The organism is bacterium (assembly GCA_041649255.1).
Classification (GTDB): domain Bacteria; phylum Hydrothermota; class UBA3073; order JACQXS01; family JAQTXJ01; genus JAQTXJ01.
In genome coordinates this window covers 24,423-47,123 of the sequence record JBAZNK010000004.1, presented here as the reverse complement: position 1 = coordinate 47,123, position 22,701 = coordinate 24,423, and the positions used below count along the sequence as shown (strand labels likewise).

The following is a 22,701-nucleotide window of genomic DNA, read 5'->3' as shown; positions in this document are numbered from 1 at the left end:
TAGTGTAAATGTAAGAAAAATAATATTAAAAAAATATAGTTTATAGAAATAATTATGGATAAGAGTTTTATAAAAGACAAGGATTTGGTAAGGTCAATCAGAAATAAATTGAAACAGCAGAACAAAAAAATACCTTATAATACCCGTCCAAGAATTTTTATTGCCGTAAAAAACATTAATTGGGAAAAAGCCGGTTTAGTGGATTCATGGAATAAGATTGCGGATGTTGTCCATTATGATTGGGGAGAAGAATATAATCAATATTCCTTAGATTGGCATACTATTAAAAAAAATGAGTTTAATAATATATTGTTAGAAAAAGTGAAAGAAGCGCATTTGCAAAAGCCAATCCATATTTTTTTTGGGTATCTTTCCGGTAGATGGGTTTTTAGAGAAACCATACAACAGATAAATGAAATGGGTATAATAACGATAAATTTTGGTTTTGATGATACGAGTTGTTTTTGGGGCAAGAAAGAAACAACAGGGTGGAGTGGAAATGGAGAAATAGCCTCTATTTTTGATGTTTGTATTACTGCACAGAGTAGGAAGGATGTGGAAAAATATTTGTCAGTTGGCGCGACACCTTTATTTGTTCCTCCCGGGGCAAATGAGAAGGTTTTTGGGAAAGAGAGAAGAACAATTCAAAAAAATATACCCGTTAGTTTTATAGGACAAAACTACGGTATCCGTACCGGGATTATTGAAATGCTAAAAAAGAATGGAATCCCTGTTTATGCAAGAGGCAAGGAGTGGCCTGAAGGTGAGGTTTCACAAGAAGAAATGATTAGAATTTATCATAATTCATTTATTACTTTAGGATTTGGATATACGAAAGATGCAAAAGCAATGAAAGGCAGAGACTTTGAGGTTCCAATGACCGGAGTTGCATATTTAACCACTTATAATGAAGAATTATCCAATTATTTTGAACTGGACAAAGAAATTCTTTTTTATCGAAATGAAAAAGAACTTCTAAAGAGAGTAAAGTATTATATTGCCCATCCCGAAGAAACTATAAGGATTGGTATTAATGCGAGAAAAAGGGCGCTTAGAGAACATACATGGGAAAAACGTTGGTTGGAAGTTTTGAAAGTTTTGGGAGATGGAGACCTGCAAAGTGAATTGGCAGGTAGGTACGGAAAAGGGGAAAAGGTTGAGGCGAGTCTGTCCGAGACGGATTCAACTTGTCAAATTAGAGAAATTGTGGCATTGCATTCAAAAAAAGAAAATTTGGAATATCCGATAAAAAAGATAAATCTTGTTGGTGTTTTTAGTAACAAATGGGGAGTCGAATATCATGTTTTAGATGCATTTCAACAGCTTGGGTATGAAATAAAGACTTTTGATTCCCGTAAAGAAAGTCTTTCAAATGTTATTTATTCATCTGCCGATATAACAATAGTATTACAGGGACACGGTATTCCCCCGGGGGTGATCAAATTCTTCCCAAAACCTACTGTTGTATGGTATGGTGAATTAATTCACCAGCGTTCTGAAATTGCTGACTGGAGGTCAAAAATAAACGCAGAAAACCTTAAACAAAATATATCAGCTTTTGATATGTTCTTTCATCACGACTATAGCGCACTTAATGAAATAAGAGAACTCGGTGGAAAGAATGTATTTTGGGTAAGTACCTCAGGAGTAAATCCTAAAATACATAAAAAGATAGATACCCCTAAAATATATGATATTGGCTTTTCAGGACTTATTTCCCCTCGCAGGCAAGAAATATTGAATTCTCTCCAGAAAGAAGGAATTAACATAGTTTATAAAAGCGTATATGGAGAAGAATTAAATTGTTTTATCAATCAATGTAAGATTTTTCTCAACCTTCACTTTACAGAGTTGTTAAATACAGAGACACGGCTGCATGAAATTCTTGGAACAGGGACTTTTGCACTTACAGAAGAGATTTCAATGCCGGATATGTTTGCAAACGGAAAGCATCTGATTTATTGGAAAGTGCACGATTTTGATGATCTGGTGAAAAAAATTAAATATTATTTAGAAAATGAAGATGAAAGGGAGCATATAGCAAAAGCAGGGTACCAATTAGTCCATCAACATTATAGATATGTGGATAGATGTGAAAAAATATTAAGTATAGTCTCCGGGAATTGGTGCGTTCCAATTTTAAATCTCCAGGAATATGACTCCAGTCTTGGGATTATGTTTGACAAACGGGGACAAGTTACAAATAGTGTTGATAGTTTTCGACAAGCAGTTTTAAAGGAGCTTTTAGAAAAAGATGAATAAAAACAATAGTGAAATTAAAAAATTACAGACGGTTGATCATAGAGTTCCAACTATTTCATTATGTATGATGGTAAAGAACGAAGAAAAAAACTTGTCGAAATGTCTGGAAAGCGTAAAGGACTTAGCAGATGAAATAATAATAGTGGATACCGGGTCAAGTGATAGAACGGTAGAAATAGCCAAATCATACGGGGCAAAAATATATTATTTTAACTGGTGCGATGATTTTTCAAAAGCACGGAATGAAACATTGAAATATGCAACGAAAGAATGGATATTTAGTATAGATGCGGATGAATATATAGATGAAGAAAATAAGGCTAAAATTAGAGTTTTGCTCCAGAGTGCAGACTATGATGCATATGGGATTAATATCAAGAACTTTTATATAGCACATTCTCCTGCTTATGATATTAATGTGTTAATCCGTCTTTATAAAAATACCCATGGCTTATATTATAGTGGTGTAATTCATAATGACATAGAGGAATCTATACGCAAACTTAAATTAAGAGTAAAAATTACAGATATATTTATATATCATACAGGTTATCTTCCCGGAGAATTGAAAAAGAAAAAAGGTCGTTTGAAAATATTAAGAGAATGGCATAAAAAAGAGCCTGATTCGCCCATTATTAATTTTTATCTTGCTTCAAAATACCACGCAATGGGGTATGAAAGTTCGGCAATAAAACATTTCCGTAAAGTTATTGATTCGGATACGCCGTATGCACATTTTCGATTATTCTCATATATATATATAATAGATGCGTATAATGGGAAAAAAGATCCAGATAATGCGTTGGAATGGTGTAGCAAGTCAATTAAGTTATATCCCGATGAATGTATGTTTAACGTTCATGCGGCTCATTCCTATTCATTAAAGGATGAATATATTGATGCGGTAAGAGAGTTAAAAATTGCACTAAAGAAATGTCAGCTGGTTCAGCGACGATTATTTTATATGGAAATGACACCGCAGGTAATATATGAGATGCTTGGAGAAGTTTATGAGTCAGCAGGATTGAAAGATAAAGCTATATTTTATTATAACAAGACGATAGAAACGGATAGGAATTATATTGTGCCGTATCTTAAATTAAGCAGGATTTATGAGCAGCAAAATGAATTGGAAAAAGCAATGGAATCTTATAAAAACGCAATAAGTATTCAGCCCGATAATCCTGTTTTATATGTTTTATTTGGAGGGCTATTATTAAAAACTCTAAATGTAGATGAAGCATGTAATTGTTTTGAAAAAGCGATTCTACTCGGACAAAAGACTTGTGAAATATGTAATAAACTCGGATTCGGTTATATGTTAAAAGGCTTGTATGATAAAGCAATTTTTCAATTGGAAGAGGCGCTTAAATTGAATTCCGAATTTGTTCCTGCATTAAAAAACCTTGCTCTATGTTATCAGAAAGTCGGGGACGAGAATAAAGCGGTAGAGGTATTTACGAAAGTGAGAAGGCTGGAGAAACGGTGAGAGAAAGAGATATGAGTAGTGGGTGAGAAATGGGCATGCATAATGAGAGATAAATTAAAAATCCCCCGCTGGAACGGGATAACGAGCTCTAATGGTTATTACCAAAGAGTCTGTAAAAAAATTAAATATCAAATATATATATTAGAAATAAAACATGGGGAATATCTGTCAAAAAATGGCAGACAGGTGCAGAAAAGAGGAGATAAATGATGGGTGTAGGCATTAAAAATACTTCCGGGAAACCTCGTATTGCTTTTATTGCTGAACCCGGAGAATTTTCTTTTTTAGATCCAATTATTAAAAATTTATCTGTAAGGTATGAAACAAAAGTGTTTTCCGGGAATACGGCGGAAGAATTGTACGATATTATGCAATGGAGTGATGTTTCCTGGTTTGAATGGTGTAAACCTATTTTGGCTTATGTGACACAGAGACCTAAAATATGTAAGGTTGTTTGCCGGTTGCACAGTTATGAAACGTATACGGGAACGCCTTCAATGGTGAGATGGGGAGGAGTTGATAGGTTGATCTTTGTTGCCAATCATATAAAAGAAAAAACGAAAAGATTAGTGCCTTTTCTTGAAGAAAAAGTCGACACTGTTGTCATTCCTAATGGAGTGGACGTGGATAATTTTGCATTTAAAGATAGAAAACCGGGATATAATATTGCATTTATCGGAGATTTCCGTCCCGCGAAAAACATTCCCTTGTTATTACAGTGTTTTAAGGAAATAGTTAACCTGAACCCAAAATATAAATTACATATTGTCGGACGATGCAATGATGATTATCCTCCTGCACTTGAAATAAAAGATTATTTCGACCATATAATTAAGTTGTGGCATTTGGAAAAGAACATAACTTTTTATGGGTTTATAAAAGATATAAATAACTGGTTAGAAGACAAAAACTTTATTATTTCTACAAGTATCCGAGAAAGCCAGGGAATGGGAATAATGGAAGCTATGGCAAGAGGGATAAAACCTATTATTCACTATTTCCCGGGGGCAAATGAGATTTATCCTGAGAAATATTTATTTGAAACACCTGAAAAATTTAGAAAATTGGTGTTTTCGAAAGATTATAAATCAATAGAATATAAAGAATTTATTGATGAACATTATTCATCAGAGAAGCAATTGAAAACTGTAAATAAACTTGTAGAGGATTTGATAAGAAAATAAAACAGCAAAAATACTGGATTCCCGCTTACACGGGAATGACGAGTAAGGGTGGGAAACCAGTTCTAAGCAAGCTAAAGGCTCGGGAACAAAAGAAGAATAGAAGTTGATATTGAAGAATAAGCAAGGGGAACTTTTATATGAAAAAACAAAGCATATCCCTATGTATGATTGTAAAAGATGAGGAAAAGAATTTACCAAGATGTCTGGATAGTTTTAAGGACTTAGTAGATGAGATAATAGTAGTAGATACCGGTTCAAGTGATAAAACGGTAGAAATAGCCAAATCATACGGGGCAAAAGTATATTATTTTAAGTGGTGCGATGATTTTTCGGCAGCGAGGAATGAGTCATTAAAATATGTTACAAAAGAATGGATACTAATTATAGATGCGGATGAGTATATAGATGAAGAGAATAGAAAAAAAATAGAAACATTGCTGCAGAATCCTGAATATGATGCGTATGCAATTAGTACGAGGAATTTTTTTATCCCCTATTCTCCTGCTTTTGATGTTAACATATTAATAAGGCTTTTTAAAAATATTCCCGGGATTTGTTATAGTGGTGTGATTCACAATGATCTGGAAGAATCTATGCAAAAACTTAAAATTAAAGTAAAAATAATGGATATATTTATATATCATGTGGGTTATCTTTCCGGAGAATTAAAAAAGAAGGAAGGACGTCTAAAAATATTAAAAGAATGGTATAAAAAAGATCCTGATTCCCCTGTTGTTAATTTTTATCTTGGTTCGAAATACCACGCGATGGGGGATGAAAATTCGGCAATAAAGCATTTCCATAAGGTTATTAGTTCTGATGTTTCATCTCCACATTTTCGATTATTCACACATATATATATAATAGATGCGTATAATGGAAAAAAGGAGCCGGATAAGGCATTGGAATGGTGTAGCAAGTCAATTAAGTTGTATCCCGATGAGTGCATGTTTAATGTTCATGCTGCTCACTCTTATTCAATAAAGGAAGAATATATTGATGCGGTAAAAGAGTTAAAAATTGCGTTAAAGAAATGTCAACTCATTCAACATAGATTATTTTATATAAAAATGACGCCGCAGGTAATATATGAGATGCTTGGGGAAGTTTATGAATCAGCAGGATTGAATGATAAAGCTATCTTTTATTATAATGAGGCAATAGAAACGGATAAAAATTATGTTGTGCCGTATCTTAAATTAAGCAGGATTTATGAACAGCAAGATGAATTAGAAAAAGCAATGGAATCTTATAAAAACGCAATAAGTATCCAACCGGATAATCCTGTTTTGTATGTTTTGTTGGGAGAATTATTGTTGAAGATTCTAAATGTAGACGAAGCATGTGATTGTTTTGAAAAGGCGATTCTACTCGGACAAAAGGATTGTGAAATATGTAATAAACTCGGATTCGGTTATATGTTAAAAGGATTGTATGATAAAGCAATTTTTCAATTGGAAGAGGCGCTTAAATTGAATCCCGAATTTGTTCCTGCATTAAAAAATCTTGCTCTATGTTACCAGAAATCCGGAAATGAGAATAAAGCGATAGAAATATTTACAAAAGTTAAGGGAATAGAGAAGGGGAAAGTAAATAGACAAGGGGATGCTCCAGCAGAGGTGGATAACAAACTCTAAGGATTACATCCAAGAGCTGGTAAGAAATCCCTCATCTGGCCCAGCTAAGTGAGTATCCGGCACACAAGTTCAATGAAGAATTGAATATCAATTTGTAGGGAACGCATATATGCGTTCCCTACAAATTATATAATAGTTCTGCACATACCCGTTAAGTCGCATTTATATACAGGTTTCCGGTTATTTATTTTCGGGTATGAAAAAATAATTTAAGGTTTTTTAATTTTTTTCTAAAGTTTTGGGGAAAGTAAGCGATAATCAATTCAGGAGGTGATGGAAAATTAAATGCCATTCGGAGACTTAGCGAGAATCCGCACCAATATGGGTGCGATGAATGCATCAAACGCCTTGAATGCAGTTAACCGTGAGTTAGGTACTCACCAACTCAGAATTGCCACAGGCAAAAGGTTAAACTCAGCAGGCGAAGGTCCGGCAGAATTTTCTATTGCAAAAGAGTTAGAGGGAACAGCATTGAGGTGGCACAAAGCACTTACAAACGTGCAAGACACCCAAAATCTTTTTATTACTGCAGAAACAGGTGCAGTAGCGATTAAGGATATGCTTACTCAGATGTCAGTCCTTGCAGAAGGGGCAGCATCTGACTTGCTGTCAACAACTGACAGAGCAAATGTCCTGGCTGAACTCAAATCTCTTGCAAATGAAATAAACCAGACTGTAGAACAGACTCAGTATAGAGGCTTGCATCTGTTGAAAGGTAGCTATTCTACCAACAGGTCAACATGGGTTGGTACAACGAGCGATTCAGCGACAAGCAAACTCTCATTCACGGTTCACAATTTAGCAAGTGGACTAACTTTCAAACAGTTAACGGGAGTTGCCTCTATTACTACGATGAGCGTTTCTACTATTACGGCAGCAAGTTCATTACTTGCGTCACTTATAACCGCTGTTGCAAAAGTAGATAAGTCCGCTGTTAATATCATCGGAACTTATGAAGAGCGTCTATTAGTGAAGGAAGGAAGAATTGCTCAGCATGAATCAGATGTTTGGGCAACTTATTCAAGAATAATGAACGCTGACATGGCTGAGGAACAGTTGGCTGTAACGAAGTATACAATATTGCAGCAATCTGCAATAGCCGGACTTGCACAGGCGAATACAGCGCCTTCATTCGTACTCGGATTGCTTGGTAAATAAAGGACAATGAAAAACAATAAAACAATTGCTACAGGTGGAGAGGATTTCTTCTTCCCCTGTAGCATTGTTTTTTGGTTAGAGGACAAAGGATTTGTCCCCCAGCACAAATTTGGGATAATCCCGTCCAAGGCGGGATAAAGGAGAAAAAATGAGAACAATGCCAGGTTATGCGTCAGACACTTTTCTGAAAGAAGAAATTATGGGGTTATCAAAAGAAGAGTTGATAGCAAAATTATATGATATAGGAGTATCAGCATGTATAGCGAAAGATAAAGGAAAAACTTTGGCAGTAATTGCCGAACTTATAGATTCTTTAAATTTTGACCACGGAGAAATACCTGCAAGACTTTTTAGACTTTATCAATATGCTATGGCGGAAGCGAGAAAAGGTCATTTCGGTGAACCAATGCATATATTACAAGGACTTAAAGAGTCATGGATCAAGGCTTTTAATCTTCAAAAATTTAGCGAAGGACTATAAAAAAATAATGGACTTGGAAAATCAAGTCCCTACATAATAAAAAATTGACAGATTAAAAAAAATGAGGTAATAAGGAAAAAATGGCAAGCACATCGTCGACTGGTTCTGTCTCAAGTGCTCTGGATAGTATGATTCAAACTTACAGAACACAGCTTGAGCAACCTCTTACTTTACTGAAGGCGCAAAAATCAGTAATTCAATCTACAAATTCAGTTTTATCAAGCTTGCTTTCTAAATTAAATGTATTAAAAAGTCAGGCATATGCTATAAAAAATACTACTGAAGGAGCTAATTCTTTTAATAGCAAATCAGCAAATTCTTCGGATACTGATGTTGTTACTGCATCTGCCGGGAGTACCGCAGTGGCCGGGAATTATAACACTTCAATATCCCAGTTAGCCAAAAATTCAATTCAGGTATCGGATAAATTCACAAATACGGCAACAGATATATGGGGAAATTTAAGTTTAGGTGCCGGGACATATAAATTTAACGTGCTTAAAGAAGGTGTTGCAAGTGGCAATATTGCAGTAACCGTTGCAGCGAGCGATACAAATGAAACAATTCTGACAAATATGGCAACTGCTATAAATGCAGCTCAGAATTCAATTCAGGCATCAGACAGGTTTACAAGTACAGAAACGGATATATGGGAGGCTTTAGATTTAGATGCGAATGAAACATATGGAGAAAACCCTGGAGATGTCGGGGAATATAAGTTTAAAGTGCTTGTAGAAGGAGTTGCAAGTAGTGATATTGCGGTAAACGTTTCTGCAAGCGATACAAACGATACAATTATGGACAATATGGCAGCGGCTATAAATGCTGCAGACACAAGGGTTACTGCGACTGTGACGCATCCTACTTCCGGGACATCAAGAATTACAGTTATGAGTAAAGAAACAGGTAATGATTATACCGTTACTCTTGAAGATGTAACAGGGAACCTTGTTGGGAGTAGTTCACATAATACTACCGGACTTGGCAGGACAACACAAAAGACAGATACAGCAGGTGGCGCCGGATATGCAGATTCAGGAGTTACTGCGACTGTCGTTCATCCGACCTCTGATACAGCAAGACTTACAATTATGAGTAAAGAAACAGGTAATAATTATACCGTTACTCTCCAGGATGTGACAGGAAATCTTGTTGGGGATGGTTCCCCGAATACTACCGGACTTAATAGGATAACCAAAAAAGATGCGATAGATGGAGAAGGCGGTTATGTGTACGCAGAAGATGAACTTAATTCTAAATTTATTATTAATACGGAATCTATGGAACGGCAATCAAATACGGTTACGGATGCAGTTACGGGACTAACATTGAATTTAATAAAGGTTCAGACTTCACCAACGGTAACTATTACGGTTGGTTCCGATACCGAATCAGTAAAAGCAGAAGTTCAAGCATTTCTAAGTGCATATAATAATGTGGTTAATTATCTGGATGAAGTAACAAAGACTCGTAAATTAACTGAAGGAGAATATGACAAAGGTCCGCTTTCCGACAACTCTATTTATAGAATGTTGTATTCAAATTTGAGGAGATATATGTCAGAAAAAGTTGTCGGCGTGGCTAATACCGGTTATGAACAACTTCCTCAAATAGGTATAACCGCCGATTCAAATGGGAATTACTCGATTTCGGATACTAATAAATTTGAAAATGCTCTTGCAAATAAAGCTTCCAATGTATCAGAATTATTTCAATTAATTACCGGGGATACCGGATATGGAAAAGCATCAAAATTGTATGATTATGTTGATAATTATGTTAAGAGTGGTGGTTATGTAGGAAAAAGTATAAGTGGTCAGGATAGTAAAAGTAACTACCTTGATATTAGAATTACGTCAATGCAATCAAGAATAGATAAGAGAGTAGAGGCATATACAAAACAACTTGCACAAATGCAAGTTATGATGACTCAATACCAGAGCCAATATTTATCTATGCAGTCGTTTTTAAGCGCTGCAACAGTTTAATCTAAGGGCTAAAGCCCAAGGAACTTCTTGTAATGAAGGAGGAGAGAAAATGGAAATAAATACGTCCCCCACTTTTTATATAGTGTCTCCGGGTATGCATTCAAATGGGAGAGAAATTCCAGTTTATAGGATTCAAGACTCTAAAACCGGTGAAATAGTTAAACAAATTCCATCGGAAGAGGATATTGCAAGGAAAGAAAGACTTGCGAATAGCATGACAAAGATGTTTCCCGTGGATGCTTAATATATATAATAAAGTGTTATAATATTTGGAATTATAGATATGTAGATAATTTTTTAGTTTATTATATATATAAAGCAGGAATAATTAAATAATGAAGAGAAGTAGTTCTGTCAGGGTAGAATTTAGGTCAAAAGAGTTTATAACTTGGAGGGGATAGAAATGGAAATAAACACTTCTCCTACTTTTTATGTGGTAGTTCCAGGAATCCATTCAAATGGGAGAGAAATTCCGGTTTATAAGATTAAGGATCCAAAGACTCATGAAGTGGTTAAACAAGTCCCATCAGAAGAGGATATTGCAAGGAAAGAAAGACTTGCTGATAGTATGAAAAAGATGTTTCCTCTGGATGCATAACATAAATAAGGTATTGAAAAATCGAATCTATTCTATATAGATCTTTGATATATTTTGTAGCATCCCCTTATACAAATTATGACAATAATAGAACTTTATTCAAGGATATTTAATAATAGTTGAAATTCTTGTTGACAAAATAGTAAGTATAAGATATTAAACGACAATATGGTCAGAATAATGGGAAAGAAAGTCGGAATGACTCAAATTTTTGAAGAAGATGGTACTGTTGTTCCCGTAAGCGTTGTTGAAATGAAGCCCAATACGGTGATTTATCGCAAGACAGCTCAGAAAGAAGGCTATAATGCGTGTGTATTAGGGTATGGAGAAAAGAAACATCCTAATAAACCTTATGCAGGAGAGTTTAAAGCTCTTAATATTAAACCGACGCAAGTTCTTTATGAAGTTAGGAATGCACCTGAAGATTGGGTAATAGGTAGTCAGCTTGGCGTAACGGTTTTTTCGGGCACTCAAAGGGTGAACGTTGAAGGCTGTTCAATCGGAAAAGGTTTTGCGGGTGGGATGAAACGATATGGATGGAAGGGTGGACCTGATGGTCATGGTTCTAAGTTTCATCGTAGACCTGGGTCAGTAGGAACAGCAGAACCGGGGGAGACAGTAAAAGGGCATCCATTACCGGGAAGAATGGGTAATGAGAATCAGACTACTGCCAATCTGAAACTTGTGAAAATTGATGAGCCTAAAAATTTACTTTTTATTCGTGGGGCAATACCCGGAGCTAAAAATTCTTATGTCCTTGTAATTCCTCGAAAGAATAAAATAATTCCGCCAAAGCAGGACGTTGCAAAAGCTCCACAATCTTCTTCTGCTCGACGAAAATAGCGTCTACTACATAAAAAGTTCCTCTTTATTTAATTTTAATTAGAGAAACGGGGAGGATGTTATGTTATTACAGGAATTAACGGGCATTGAATTCATAAATTGTAAATTACAACAAAAAGACAAATCTAAAGCAATAAAAGAACTCACGGATACGTTTGTAAAAACTGGTTTTTTAACGAATCCAGAAGATTTTATTAAAGCCATTGAAACCCGGGAACAATTAGAAACAACCGGTATTGGCGATGGTATAGCCATTCCTCATGCAAGAACCACTGGTGTGAAAGTATTAAAAGTTGCAATTGGGATATCTCCGGAAGGGATATCTTACAACTCGTTGGACAACAATCCCGTGCATATAATTTTTATGATTGCGGCACCGGAAGATATCGGTAAAACATATTTACAAGCTGTAGCGAAAATATCAAGGTTGTTAAAATCAAATACTATTCGGCAGGCATTAATAAAAGCAAGCAGCCCGGAAAAGATTATGGATGTGATAAAAGAATTTGATAACATATTACCGGAAAGTCTGGAAGTGCAGACTCAAGGGGGAAAAGTAGTTTATAACAACAAATAGAGATGTGGTTATTGATTATAATTTTACACAAAGAACAGTGGCTTGACGATTTGCTTTCGTGTCTTGTAGAAGTCGGAGTTGAGTCTGCTTTTGTAGGGGACATAAAGCAGATGAAGGATGTTCTTGCTCAGGAAGTTCCAATATTTGCAATGTTTAAAATGGGAGCAAAAGATAAACCGGGTTCAAAAACGATTTATGCATTAACGGATATTCCTGATGTTGCAAAAGAAATAACGGGAATTTTAAGAGCAGTTGGATTGGACTTTGAGAAAAAAGGAGTAGGGAAAATAATTACATTGAAAGTTGATTCAGTAGTAGGAGCAGTAGAAGAAGATGAAATATAATACAATTTTTTTATAAATTAGTTGACAGTAAGATTATTTGTGTAAAAAATAGACTTAAATAATTTAAAGGGGGAAAAATGGAAAAAGAGAGTTTAGATTTTTTAAGGAGTTTTATAAATTCGGTCAGCCCTTCAGGTTTTGAAGGGGAAGCTCGGAAAATATGGAAAGACAGAACTAAAAAATTTACGGATGAAGTATTTACGGATGTTCACGGAAATGCGATGGGAGTATTAAATAAGACTGGAAAACCAAGAATAATGCTTGCCGGGCATATGGATGAAATCGGATATATGGTAAAATATATAAACAAAGATGGATTCATATATTTCTCTTTAATAGGTGGATTTGACCTTCATTTGTTACCTGGTGAAAGAGTATGGATTAATACAAGCAAAGGTAAAATACTTGGCGTAATCGGAAGACCACCCATTCATTTATTAAAAGAAGAACAAAGAAAGAAAATAGCCGATATCGGAGATTTATTTATAGATATAGGAGTAAAAACAAAAGCGGAAGCAGAAAAATTGGTTAGTATCGGTGACCCTGCGGTTCCGGCGGTGGAATTCGAAGTGTTGAATAAAGATAGAGTTGTCGCAAGAGGATTTGACGATAAAGGTGGAGCATTTATCGTATCAGAGGTTTTAAGAAATCTTTCAAAAAAGAAAATAAAATCAAGCGTTTTTGGAGTTGCAACTGTTCAGGAAGAGATTGGTTTAAGAGGAGCAACGACTTCTGCTTTCCGTGTATCACCGGATGTCGGCATAGCAATAGATGTTACATTTGCTTCTGATTATCCCGGAACGGAAGAAAAAAATGGGGATATAAAAATCGGTAAAGGGCCAGTTATATCTAGAGGTCCCAACATAAATCATAAAGTTTTTGAAATACTCGTTGATGTTGCTAAGAAAGAAAAAATACCATACCAGATAGATGCAGCACCAAGAGGTACGGGAACGGATGCCAACGCAATTCAATTGACAAAAGAAGGTGTGGCAGCGGGACTTGTTTCCATACCAAATAGGTATATGCACAGCCCGGTAGAACTCGTATCTCTTAATGATATCGAAAACATAGTTAAATTATTGACCGGGTTTATAATGCGGATAGACGAGAAAACGAATTTTATACCGTAAGTAAAATATCGCGTAGTAAATAATGTTTTAAGGAGAAATATGGGAAGAAGTGTTTTGTTAGTTGTAGGTATAATAGTTTCTTTTTTAGGATGTTCTTCTAAATTATCACAGGAAGGAACTCATAAGAAAACTTACGATAATAGCGTTTACAAAGTAAGAGCGGCTCGTTACAGATGTGCTTATAAAGAGGTTAGGAATGCCGTTTATTCGATAGTTGCGGAACAGTTTTCCATTACGAAAGAGACGGAAGGACATATAGAAGCCGATTATAAACCTGTAAATATACAACAAAGAGTTAGAGTTATCGTAGAAGTTTTAGGGGACAGTCTTTATCGTGTAGCGATTCGGTGTCCACGCCAGAAAGAGTCGAAAACAATGGAAAAAGTTCCTGATACTACTAAAACGAGTTATCATCTTGAGTATAAAGCATGGAAAGATACGGAAGATGATACTGAACTTGCGGACAAGTTTTATTACTCGCTTTATGACAGATTGAAAGAATACGAAGTGAAATAAGGGGGAATAAATGAAAAGATTTGTGGGAATATCCTGTGTCGTTTTGCTAATAGGATTAGTTGGAAGTTTAGTCGGTGAAGATAAAATAGTTATTGAACCTTCTTCTCCAATCGAAAAGAAAGTAGTCGAAAAAACAATTAATATTGATGGTACAACAGAGGAAGCTCCCGCTAAGAGAGTGCAAATAACACAAAAACTTAAAAAATCAATACTTGATACTCTAAAAGTAGATGGTTCGGAAATAGCCACTATTACTATGGGAAACGGCGATAAGATTTATATGAAATTTTTTCCTGAAGATGCTCCGAATACCGTAAAGAATTTTATTATGCTTGCAAACCTTAATTTTTATGATGGGTTAACGTTTCATCGTGTTGAACCGGGATTTTTAGTGCAAGGTGGAGATCCCGCAGGAAATGGTACGGGTGGCGCAGGGTATAATATTAAAGCCGAATTTAATTCAAGACGGCATATTTTGGGAACGGTAGCTATGGCAAGGGCAGAAGACCCGAATTCCGCCTCATCACAATTTTATGTTTGCTTGCAGGCGATACCGTCATTGGATGCTACCGGGAATAGATATACCGTTTTTGGACAGATAATCAGAGGAATGGATGAAGTAAAAGGAATCCGGGTTGGAGATAAAATCAGAAGTATAAGAATTGAACCTAAAAATTATGCCGAATTACAGATTATATGTAAGGGCGACCCCGTATGCGCTATATATACTGCGCCGACAATTAAAAGTATAACATTGCCCGATTATCCTGCTTCGGAATCAAGCTTAAAAGGCTCGGAAGGGAGAATAAATCTAAGACTTCATATAAATAAAAAAGGAGAAGTGGAAGATGTAAAGTTTTTACCTTCGGATATAACATATGACCAACCTCATGTAAAGGCTTTAGTTAAAAATTGGGTATTTACCCCTGCTAAAATAGGTGAAACCGTAATAGAGGACAATATTAATTTACCGATAGAATTTAAAGTTATAAACGATAAACAATGTGAAATAAGGTGCGCAAATGAACAAAAACTTATTAATCTCTAATAGAGGAAGTGTTATACCTGCTTCTCCTATAAGGAAACTCATTCCTTGTGCAGACGAGGCAAAATCAAGGGGTATAGAAGTTTATCATTTGAATATCGGACAGCCCGATATTCAAACTCCCTCGTATTTCTGGAGAGCTATACAGGGATATGGAGAAAAAGTCCTTGCTTATGGACCGTCTAATGGGTTATTGGCATTAAGAAAAGCAATTGCAACTTACTATAATTCATTCGGAGCAAAAAATATAACGACAGCTAATGTTTCTATAACTACAGGTGGCTCTGAAGCAATATTGTTTGTTTATATAATTCTTGCAGATAAAGGAGATGAGTTTCTCATCCCTGACCCTTGTTATGCAAATTACATATCCCTTGCGGCAATAGCAGAAGTGAAATTGGTTCCTATACTTACGAAAGTAGAAGAGGGTTTCCATTTGCCGGAAGAAGAAGAAATTGAAAAACTGATAACTCCAAAAACAAAAGGAATTATAATATGTACGCCGAATAATCCTACAGGAACGATATATTCAAAAGATGAAATGATGCGTGTTGCTAGAATAGCGGAAAAACATAATATTTACCTGATATCCGATGAAGTTTACCGGGAATTTTTATTCGATGGCAGGAAACATACAAGCGTATTTAATTTGCCGGGCGAGGATGAATATAAAATCGTGATTGATTCCGTTTCAAAGCGTTTTAGCGCTTGCGGAGCAAGAATTGGTTGCGTAGTTTCTACGAATGAAAATATCTTAAAAGGAATTATGAGATGCAGTATGTCGAGACTTTGTCCCCCGACGATTGAACAGGTTGGTATGGTTGAATTATACGGAAGAATGGATGATATTATACCGGAAATGATGAAAGAATATGAATTGCGTCGAAATGTCGTTTATGAAGAAATACAGAAAATTCCGGGCGCGTTCGCTACTTTGCCGGAAGGCGCATTTTATATGACTTGCAGGTTGCCGGTAGAAGATGCGGAAAAGTTTACCCAGTGGATGCTGACGGATTTTAGCGTGGATGGAAAAACTACTATGATTGCCCCGGGTGAAGGGTTCTACGTTACGCCTGGCAGGGGTAGAAATGAGGCACGAATTGCGTACGTTTTGAAAGAAAAAGAACTGCGTGATGCAATGAGAATTCTACGCGAAGGTATTAAAAAATATCAGACGGAAAATAAGTAAACACTTGAAACAATAGCAGGACGATATATTCCAGAATGAGCCTAAAACTTTTTAATACGTTAACCAGACAAAAGGATGAGTTTATCCCTATAGTTGCAAAAAAAGTTGGGTATTATTCCTGTGGCTTGACCGTTTATAATTATGCGCATATCGGAAATTTAAGAACTTATATTTTTACGGATACTTTACGCAGAGTCCTCGAATATAACGGTTACGAAGTTAACCATATAATGAATATTACGGATGTCGGACATCTGGCTTCTGACCAGGATGAAGGAGAAGATAAAATAGATAGGGAAGCCCAAAAAACTAAAAAATCTCCTTACGAAATTGCAGAGTTCTATACACAGGCGTTTCTTAAAGATATGGAAGAATTGAATATTAAAAAACCCAAATTGATGTGCAAAGCTACCGAACATATACCCGATATGATTGCATTGATAGAAAAACTTGTAAATAAAGGTTACGCATATGTTACTAAAAATGCCGTTTACTATGATACTTCAAAATTCAAAGATTACGGGAAACTTGCGCGGCTAAACCTTGATGGTCAAAACTCAGGTGCAAGAGTGGAAGTTGAGCCGGAGAAAAGAAATCCGTTTGATTTTGCTTTGTGGAAAATAAACCAGCCGAATCATATTATGCAGTGGGATAGTCCGTGGGGGAGAGGGTTCCCGGGATGGCATATTGAGTGTTCGGCGATGTCTATGAAATATCTTGGCGAAACATTTGATATTCATTCCGGCGGGATAGACCATATTCCGGTACATCATACCAATGAAATAGCCCAATCTGAAGGCGCTACCGGGAAAAAGTTCGTTAATTACTGGGTTCACGCAAATTTCTTGCAGATTAAAGATACGAAGATGAGTAAAAGCCTGGCTAATTTTTATACACTACAGGATTTAAAGAATATGGGGTTTGACCCGATGGTTTTTAAAATGTTTGTTTTAATGGCTAAATACAGGGCAGAATTGAGTTTTACGGATGAAGCTTTAACGGCTGCAAAAACGGTATTAGAATATATTTATAATTTTGTTACTCAAATGGGTAGTTTGGATGACGTCATCCAAACTGGTGATGAAGATTGGGTTAAGGGCTATAAAGAGAAATTTCTTGAAGCAATAAATGATGATTTAAATACTCCGCAGGCGGTGGCTGTAGTTCTGGAAATTATTCAGGAAGCCTATAAACGTAAGCATTTCAGGGTTTATGAGACATTATTAGATTTTGATAAAGTTTTAGGCATAAGAATAAAAGAAAAAAGAGAATCTACAAAAAAAGAGTTGCCGGATGAAATTAAAACATTGATTGCTGAAAGGGAAAACGCAAGAAAGAGCAAAGACTGGGCAAAATCGGATGCGTTAAGAAAACAGATTGAAAGTTCTGGTTATATCCTCGAAGATACCCCGGAAGGAATGCGCTGTAAGAAAAAAGAATGAAGCGCGAAAGTATGAAATTTTTTGAATACTAAAAATAAAAAATATGAAAAAACATATTACCATAATTTTTATAATCTTTTTATTTGTTTTATTGGGCGGAATTACGAATGCAAATCAACTGGATGTACTGCGTCGGGGAATTAAGCAGTATGGTCCACAAGCTATGGGATTAAGTGCCCCGGGAACAAAATTAAATATGCCAATTCATACGAGTCCTTTCGCCTTTATTAAAGATATGGAATTAAAAAATAAGAACTTAGCCGAATTCAAATTTAATAAAGGAGACTGGGTGATTAGTTCATCTTTTTTAATCACGCATGATACTACAATTAATAACAATATTGTGTTAATTGGGAACGGACAGCTTATAGTCCGCAGTTGCTCTCTTTGTGTAAAAGGTTGTATATATTCGATACAAAATTCTTTATTTTCTATAGACAGTGGTACGTTAATAATGCCACAGGAATATGTATACCAGTTTGGATTCATCTCTATAGATTCTTCAAAAATAGAAATAAAACATTCAACGTTAAATTCCTCTAACTTACCTTTAGGCGGCGGTGTAGGTGGTAGTTTGGATATGACTTTAAGTGGCGGCTCTCTTGTATTTGACAGTGTGCGTATGGATAACTCGTTTGTTTCTTTCGGTATAATGGGACATAATAGTAAAATTAACGTAAGGCATACAAATAGAGCGGGAGAATTTGTGGTTATAGGAGATTCCGCCAGCGTTCATATTTCGCATTCCGATAGTATAATCGTATGGATTGGATTTCCACGTGGTTCTTCGGGAAAACTTTACGGAGATTCTTTGAATGCGAATAAATGGATTAACCATTTCACCTATCCTGATACTACGTGCAAAAGAATAAACTATTCTTTTGTGCTGGACAGTCTTACCGGGCTCAGGCTTGGTACTATGACAATGGACAGTACCAACGTGGATTTGTACAATATTGACGGCATTTTTGCCGGAAACATTTTTGAAATCCCGCTCAATGATACAATAACAGGACTTGTAGATTACTCGGAATACAGTGATTTTACTGCGCCGCTTCCCGGAAGAACATACCATCTTGTAAATTCATCGGTTAATGCATGGAATTTGTATTTTAACGCCGGGACCCAGCTTTCAATAAAGGGATCCATTTTTGGAGAATGCATTTTAAGTGATTCGGCAAAATCTACGTTTACAAATGCGACCTGTGATGGCGCTGCAGGACATATCGGGACATCGTCAGATTCTTTGCTTATTTGTTTTCTTACCTCTCTTTATACCGATGCCGTTATGGACGGTAAGTCCCTGTCTATGATGTTTTTAACTTCGATGAGCGGAAATGGGCATTTAGTCGCAAGAAATATGGCAACCGTAGTTTTGTATAACACTATTCTTCCTAATCCTATAATGATTTATGATTCGGCAACGGTATTGGTATCTGCTTTATATCCTACTTCACCGGCTTATACTAATGACAGTATCCTTATCCGCGGGAGCGCAAATATGGTTAAGGGACCATCCTCCCACTTTAATTTTGAAGGGTATAGAATTGAGTATGCATCTGCAAATAACACTTCAGCTTTTTTCCCGATAACCGGTAAAATAACGACTCCTGTAGACAATAGCAAGCTCTGCAAATTTTCGACTTACGGGTTAAACGCCGGAGTTTATATAATCAGACTATGGTATTTCTTCTCAACTTTTGGAACTAATGACAGTTTTAATTTCGATAATTCGATTTATTTAAACTGGCAAAATGTGGCTGAAGATAAAACACTTAAAACATTGTCGTTTTCTGTTTTGCCTGGCGTATTCAATAAACAAGTTAGCATAAATTATGTCATTCCAAACCCGGCAGAAATAGATTTATCCATATATAACATATCCGGAGAAAAAGTGGCGACAATTGATAAAGGGATGAAAAACGCAGGCGAATATACGGTTAAATGGAATGGTAAAAAATTTGCTAACGGGACTTATTTTTGCGAGTTAAAAACAGGAGACAAAATCTTGCCTGCAAAAAAAATGGTGCTGTTGAAATAGAAGTTCTTTTTCAACGACAGGAATATTTAATGGGCTTAAGTGAAGATGCTTCTTGTGTTTGCATATCCCTTTTTAAAAATTTATTCCTCAAAAGATAACTTCAAAATTAGCCCAGCGGAGCTGGATATCCGCCTGAGGCGGACTAAAGGCTAAAGCCTAAGGGCTTCTATATTATTGTTATTTTTATTGGAGTCCCGATAAATCCAAATTCTTTCCTGAATTGAATTTCAAGAGTTTTTCTTGTTTTGTAGTTTGTGAGCTTTTTGTTCTTGGATATTATCCTGATGGCAAATGTCGGCGGTGCAACGTCTACCTGGGATACTTTTATTAACTTTAATGCAAGAGTAAACGCTCTCAATTGTTTACGGGTAAGTTTTAAACGGCAGTTTTCCGCAACGGTTAATGCTGTCTTAAGCGGCTCATATAAATCGGTTTTATTTAAAGCGGATAAATACGTAATGGGAACAAATTTTGTATAATTTAGAGTCTTTTCGCTAAACCCAATCCCGAGGTCTTTTTTATTTGCTGCTATTACAATCCCTTTCCCGTATTCGAGAACGGTGTTAATAATCCTTTTATCCTGGTGGGAAATTTGGTCGCTGGCATCAATGAAAAGTATGGCGACATCACATTTAAGTATGGATGCATCCGTCCTGACTGATGAGTAGTATTCTATTTGCGAGTCAAATTTCGTTCTCCTTCGCAACCCCGGAGTATCAACGAGTACAAATTCTTTGTCTTCATACTTCATAGTCACATCTATTGTATCAACGGTAGTCCCGGGATGTTCGTCTACGATAACCCTTTTTTCGTCTAAAAGGGCGTTTATATAAGTAGATTTTCCGACATTAGGTTTCCCGATAATGGCAAAAGTGGGTAATCTGGTATCGGCGGAGGATGGCGACTTATCTATGTATTCGGTTATTTTGTCCATAAGCCCGGATACGCCTGTTCCCTGGGTTGCGCATATTTCTATTGAAGATTTGAATCCGAGTTTGTGGAATTCCGCAACTTCCGGTATTCGTTTGTTATTATCAACTTTATTTATGACGAGTAATATTTGTTTGTTTAGTTTCCTGAGAAATTCCGTTATCTCCAAATCTATCGAAGTTATTCCCGTTTTTGCATCTACTACGAAAAGTATAAGCGTAGAAGAATTAATGGCTAGTTCTACCTGCTCTTTTACTTTATTTTTAATGGTGCTCGGATCATTCGGGAGATACCCGCCCGTATCTACTAAAAGGAAATTAAAGTCGTCTATTACAACTTTTTTGGCATTTCTGTCTCTTGTAGTTCCCGGCGTAGAATCCATAATGGCAACTCTGCTGCCGATAATACGGTTGAACAGAGTAGATTTGCCTACGTTTTCTTTACCAACTATAGTTATTATTGGAAGCATAATATTTTATTAAAGATTTGGATTGGTGTTACAATTTGTATCCTATATTCCTGAGGAATTGTTTTCTTGTTTTGACTGCATCTTCGTCTTCTATTCCTGCGGGAGATTCGCCGTCTACGACTCCGATTATTGCATTCCCCTGGGGCGTTTCTGCAATAATAACCTGCACGGCGTTAGCAGTAGCGCAAAATATCGTGCAGATTTCAGGGACGGATTTGATTGCCGGAAGAACGTTTATGGGAAAAGCATTCTTTAGAAATATTATAAAAGAATGCCCTGCTCCTATATTCATTGCATTAGTTTTGGCCAGTTCAATTAAGCTTTTATCGTTCCCGGAAATTCTAACAAGTTTTGGACCGGATGCTTCACAGAATGCAATTCCAAATTTTATATCCGGTGTGCTGGATACCAATGTTTCGTGAAGGTCTTCTACTGTTTTAATGAAATGAGATTGCCCGAGTATAAAATTGATATCTGCGGGTTTATCTATGTTTACGAGTTTGAATTCCATTTTATTTCTTCTTGTCTTTGGGTAAATCGCGTTCCCATGGTCCGTCGTATTCTGCGTCAACCGTGCAAATCGGACGCATTGGCTTTTCGCGGGTTTGCTCTTCGTAGACTTGAGCGACAAGTCCGGCTACTCTGCCGAGGAGGAAAAAAGCTTTTCCTAACTTCCAGTCAAAACCCATATCCGATACAATAGCGGCAATAGCCCCATCAACGTTTATAGGTAATGGCTTTTTTAGCCCTTTGTCACCGCCTGAGCGGGATGTTCGATTTATTTCTGTCTCTATTGCTTTCATAAGGGCAATATGTTTGTCTGCTATTTTGAGTTCATTGGCGAGAGTAAACAATTTTTGTGTTCGTGGGTCACAAGTATGAATACGATGTCCTACGCCGGGCATTCGTTTTCCTTTGAACTTAAGAAATTCAAGAAGTTCTTTTGCTGCTTTTTCGGGTTTATCTTTTGGAGCCCATTCCTGAAGTAATCTGGCGCTGTTTTCAATTGCTCCGCCGTGAACATCTCCGACTGCGAGAATTCCCGCCGCAACTGCCGTAGGTAAAGGAACGCCTGCCGATGCAACGATTCTTGATGCGAGAGTTGTGGGTGGTGTTGCCCCATGGTCAATACTGGAAGTGAGTATCGCGTCCAGCATTTTACCTTCGGATTCATTTGGAAGTTTGCCTTTTAATAAAAGAAATACTACATTTGAGAAAGAGACATTCCCGATTAAATCTTCTTGTTTGTACCCTCGAGTAACAAGATGATTAGGTTCTACTTTTGTAATTCCTGTTTTCCACATAGTTGATAAACTAACCGTTAAATGTGAATATGTCAAGAAAAAGTGTTAATTGTGAAAAGTACTTCTAAAGA

At 36.3% G+C, this 22,701-nt stretch carries 21 protein-coding genes; 18 read left to right on the top strand and 3 right to left on the bottom strand.

Going from position 1 to position 22,701, the window contains the following annotated elements:
* The first annotated feature begins 54 nt into the window (after window positions 1-54).
* The 18 genes from WC614_04015 to WC614_03930 all read left to right on the top strand — a co-directional run bounded on the left by WC614_04015 (window position 55) and on the right by WC614_03930 (window position 19,927).
* On the top strand, window positions 55-2,262 hold the full coding sequence (locus tag WC614_04015; protein MFA5032165.1) for a glycosyltransferase: 2,208 nt from the start codon (window positions 55-57) through the stop codon (window positions 2,260-2,262).
* A complete protein-coding gene (locus tag WC614_04010; protein MFA5032164.1) occupies window positions 2,255-3,751 on the top strand; it encodes a glycosyltransferase in 1,497 nt (498 codons plus the stop codon). Before WC614_04015 ends, WC614_04010 begins: the two co-directional genes overlap by 8 nt.
* 206 nt (window positions 3,752-3,957) lie before the next feature.
* Window positions 3,958-4,935, top strand: a complete 978-nt coding sequence (locus WC614_04005) for a glycosyltransferase family 4 protein (protein MFA5032163.1) — start codon at window positions 3,958-3,960, stop codon at window positions 4,933-4,935.
* A gap of 137 nt (window positions 4,936-5,072) precedes the next feature.
* A complete protein-coding gene (locus WC614_04000) occupies window positions 5,073-6,572 on the top strand; it encodes a tetratricopeptide repeat protein (GenBank protein MFA5032162.1) in 1,500 nt (499 codons plus the stop codon).
* Between the two features lie 285 nt (window positions 6,573-6,857).
* Window positions 6,858-7,730 carry a flagellin gene (locus WC614_03995; GenBank protein MFA5032161.1) on the top strand — a complete coding sequence of 291 codons (873 nt, stop codon included), beginning with the start codon at window positions 6,858-6,860 and terminating at the stop codon, window positions 7,728-7,730.
* Between the two features lie 148 nt (window positions 7,731-7,878).
* Entirely contained in the window at window positions 7,879-8,211 is a 333-nt protein-coding gene (locus WC614_03990) for a flagellar protein FliS (GenBank protein MFA5032160.1), read from the top strand.
* Between the two features lie 80 nt (window positions 8,212-8,291).
* Window positions 8,292-10,199 carry a flagellar filament capping protein FliD gene (gene fliD / locus WC614_03985; protein MFA5032159.1) on the top strand — a complete coding sequence of 636 codons (1,908 nt, stop codon included), beginning with the start codon at window positions 8,292-8,294 and terminating at the stop codon, window positions 10,197-10,199.
* Window positions 10,200-10,248: 49 nt separating this feature from the next.
* Entirely contained in the window at window positions 10,249-10,443 is a 195-nt protein-coding gene (locus tag WC614_03980; GenBank protein ID MFA5032158.1) for a hypothetical protein, read from the top strand.
* A gap of 159 nt (window positions 10,444-10,602) precedes the next feature.
* On the top strand, window positions 10,603-10,797 hold the full coding sequence (locus WC614_03975) for a hypothetical protein (protein ID MFA5032157.1): 195 nt from the start codon (window positions 10,603-10,605) through the stop codon (window positions 10,795-10,797).
* A 168-nt stretch (window positions 10,798-10,965) separates the two neighbouring features.
* Window positions 10,966-11,640 carry a 50S ribosomal protein L3 gene (rplC, locus tag WC614_03970; protein MFA5032156.1) on the top strand — a complete coding sequence of 225 codons (675 nt, stop codon included), beginning with the start codon at window positions 10,966-10,968 and terminating at the stop codon, window positions 11,638-11,640.
* A gap of 61 nt (window positions 11,641-11,701) precedes the next feature.
* Window positions 11,702-12,217 (top strand): PTS sugar transporter subunit IIA, encoded by a 516-nt coding sequence (locus WC614_03965; GenBank protein MFA5032155.1) that lies wholly within the window; start codon window positions 11,702-11,704, stop codon window positions 12,215-12,217.
* A 2-nt stretch (window positions 12,218-12,219) separates the two neighbouring features.
* The gene (locus WC614_03960) at window positions 12,220-12,561 is read left to right on the top strand and encodes a hypothetical protein (GenBank protein ID MFA5032154.1); all 342 of its coding nucleotides are present in this window, start codon (window positions 12,220-12,222) and stop codon (window positions 12,559-12,561) included.
* 77 nt (window positions 12,562-12,638) lie between these two features.
* A complete protein-coding gene (locus WC614_03955; protein MFA5032153.1) occupies window positions 12,639-13,694 on the top strand; it encodes a M42 family metallopeptidase in 1,056 nt (351 codons plus the stop codon).
* Window positions 13,695-13,733: 39 nt separating this feature from the next.
* Window positions 13,734-14,210 carry a hypothetical protein gene (locus tag WC614_03950; protein ID MFA5032152.1) on the top strand — a complete coding sequence of 159 codons (477 nt, stop codon included), beginning with the start codon at window positions 13,734-13,736 and terminating at the stop codon, window positions 14,208-14,210.
* A gap of 10 nt (window positions 14,211-14,220) precedes the next feature.
* Window positions 14,221-15,258, top strand: a complete 1,038-nt coding sequence (locus tag WC614_03945; protein ID MFA5032151.1) for a TonB family protein — start codon at window positions 14,221-14,223, stop codon at window positions 15,256-15,258.
* Complete coding sequence (locus WC614_03940) at window positions 15,233-16,444, top strand: pyridoxal phosphate-dependent aminotransferase (GenBank protein ID MFA5032150.1); 1,212 nt, start codon at window positions 15,233-15,235, stop codon at window positions 16,442-16,444. The genes WC614_03945 and WC614_03940 overlap by 26 nt, the downstream gene beginning before the upstream one ends.
* Before the next feature lie 35 nt (window positions 16,445-16,479).
* On the top strand, window positions 16,480-17,886 hold the full coding sequence (gene cysS / locus WC614_03935; protein ID MFA5032149.1) for a cysteine--tRNA ligase: 1,407 nt from the start codon (window positions 16,480-16,482) through the stop codon (window positions 17,884-17,886).
* Between the two features lie 43 nt (window positions 17,887-17,929).
* Window positions 17,930-19,927 (top strand): T9SS type A sorting domain-containing protein, encoded by a 1,998-nt coding sequence (locus WC614_03930; GenBank protein ID MFA5032148.1) that lies wholly within the window; start codon window positions 17,930-17,932, stop codon window positions 19,925-19,927.
* Window positions 19,928-20,093: 166 nt separating this feature from the next.
* Here the strand turns inward: WC614_03930 and der are convergent, their stop codons facing one another.
* From der to WC614_03915, 3 genes are read right to left on the bottom strand one after another with little or no spacing between them, the layout of a single operon-like run.
* Window positions 20,094-21,326, bottom strand: a complete 1,233-nt coding sequence (gene der / locus WC614_03925; protein ID MFA5032147.1) for a ribosome biogenesis GTPase Der — start codon at window positions 21,324-21,326, stop codon at window positions 20,094-20,096.
* 28 nt (window positions 21,327-21,354) lie between these two features.
* A complete protein-coding gene (locus tag WC614_03920) occupies window positions 21,355-21,837 on the bottom strand; it encodes an adenosine-specific kinase (GenBank protein MFA5032146.1) in 483 nt (160 codons plus the stop codon).
* Window position 21,838: 1 nt separating this feature from the next.
* Entirely contained in the window at window positions 21,839-22,630 is a 792-nt protein-coding gene (locus WC614_03915; GenBank protein MFA5032145.1) for a citryl-CoA lyase, read from the bottom strand.
* Window positions 22,631-22,701: the final 71 nt, after the last annotated feature.

Coding starts and splice junctions, on each gene's coding strand:
- WC614_04015 (MFA5032165.1), top strand. CDS start 55: ATGGATAAGAGTTTTATAAAAGACAAGGATTTGGTAAGGTCAATCAGA.
- WC614_04010 (MFA5032164.1), top strand. CDS start 2,255: ATGAATAAAAACAATAGTGAAATTAAAAAATTACAGACGGTTGATCAT.
- WC614_04005 (MFA5032163.1), top strand. CDS start 3,958: ATGATGGGTGTAGGCATTAAAAATACTTCCGGGAAACCTCGTATTGCT.
- WC614_04000 (MFA5032162.1), top strand. CDS start 5,073: ATGAAAAAACAAAGCATATCCCTATGTATGATTGTAAAAGATGAGGAA.
- WC614_03995 (MFA5032161.1), top strand. CDS start 6,858: ATGCCATTCGGAGACTTAGCGAGAATCCGCACCAATATGGGTGCGATG.
- WC614_03990 (MFA5032160.1), top strand. CDS start 7,879: ATGAGAACAATGCCAGGTTATGCGTCAGACACTTTTCTGAAAGAAGAA.
- fliD (MFA5032159.1), top strand. CDS start 8,292: ATGGCAAGCACATCGTCGACTGGTTCTGTCTCAAGTGCTCTGGATAGT.
- WC614_03980 (MFA5032158.1), top strand. CDS start 10,249: ATGGAAATAAATACGTCCCCCACTTTTTATATAGTGTCTCCGGGTATG.
- WC614_03975 (MFA5032157.1), top strand. CDS start 10,603: ATGGAAATAAACACTTCTCCTACTTTTTATGTGGTAGTTCCAGGAATC.
- rplC (MFA5032156.1), top strand. CDS start 10,966: ATGGTCAGAATAATGGGAAAGAAAGTCGGAATGACTCAAATTTTTGAA.
- WC614_03965 (MFA5032155.1), top strand. CDS start 11,702: ATGTTATTACAGGAATTAACGGGCATTGAATTCATAAATTGTAAATTA.
- WC614_03960 (MFA5032154.1), top strand. CDS start 12,220: ATGTGGTTATTGATTATAATTTTACACAAAGAACAGTGGCTTGACGAT.
- WC614_03955 (MFA5032153.1), top strand. CDS start 12,639: ATGGAAAAAGAGAGTTTAGATTTTTTAAGGAGTTTTATAAATTCGGTC.
- WC614_03950 (MFA5032152.1), top strand. CDS start 13,734: ATGGGAAGAAGTGTTTTGTTAGTTGTAGGTATAATAGTTTCTTTTTTA.
- WC614_03945 (MFA5032151.1), top strand. CDS start 14,221: ATGAAAAGATTTGTGGGAATATCCTGTGTCGTTTTGCTAATAGGATTA.
- WC614_03940 (MFA5032150.1), top strand. CDS start 15,233: ATGAACAAAAACTTATTAATCTCTAATAGAGGAAGTGTTATACCTGCT.
- cysS (MFA5032149.1), top strand. CDS start 16,480: ATGAGCCTAAAACTTTTTAATACGTTAACCAGACAAAAGGATGAGTTT.
- WC614_03930 (MFA5032148.1), top strand. CDS start 17,930: ATGAAAAAACATATTACCATAATTTTTATAATCTTTTTATTTGTTTTA.
- der (MFA5032147.1), bottom strand. CDS start 21,326: ATGCTTCCAATAATAACTATAGTTGGTAAAGAAAACGTAGGCAAATCT.
- WC614_03920 (MFA5032146.1), bottom strand. CDS start 21,837: ATGGAATTCAAACTCGTAAACATAGATAAACCCGCAGATATCAATTTT.
- WC614_03915 (MFA5032145.1), bottom strand. CDS start 22,630: ATGTGGAAAACAGGAATTACAAAAGTAGAACCTAATCATCTTGTTACT.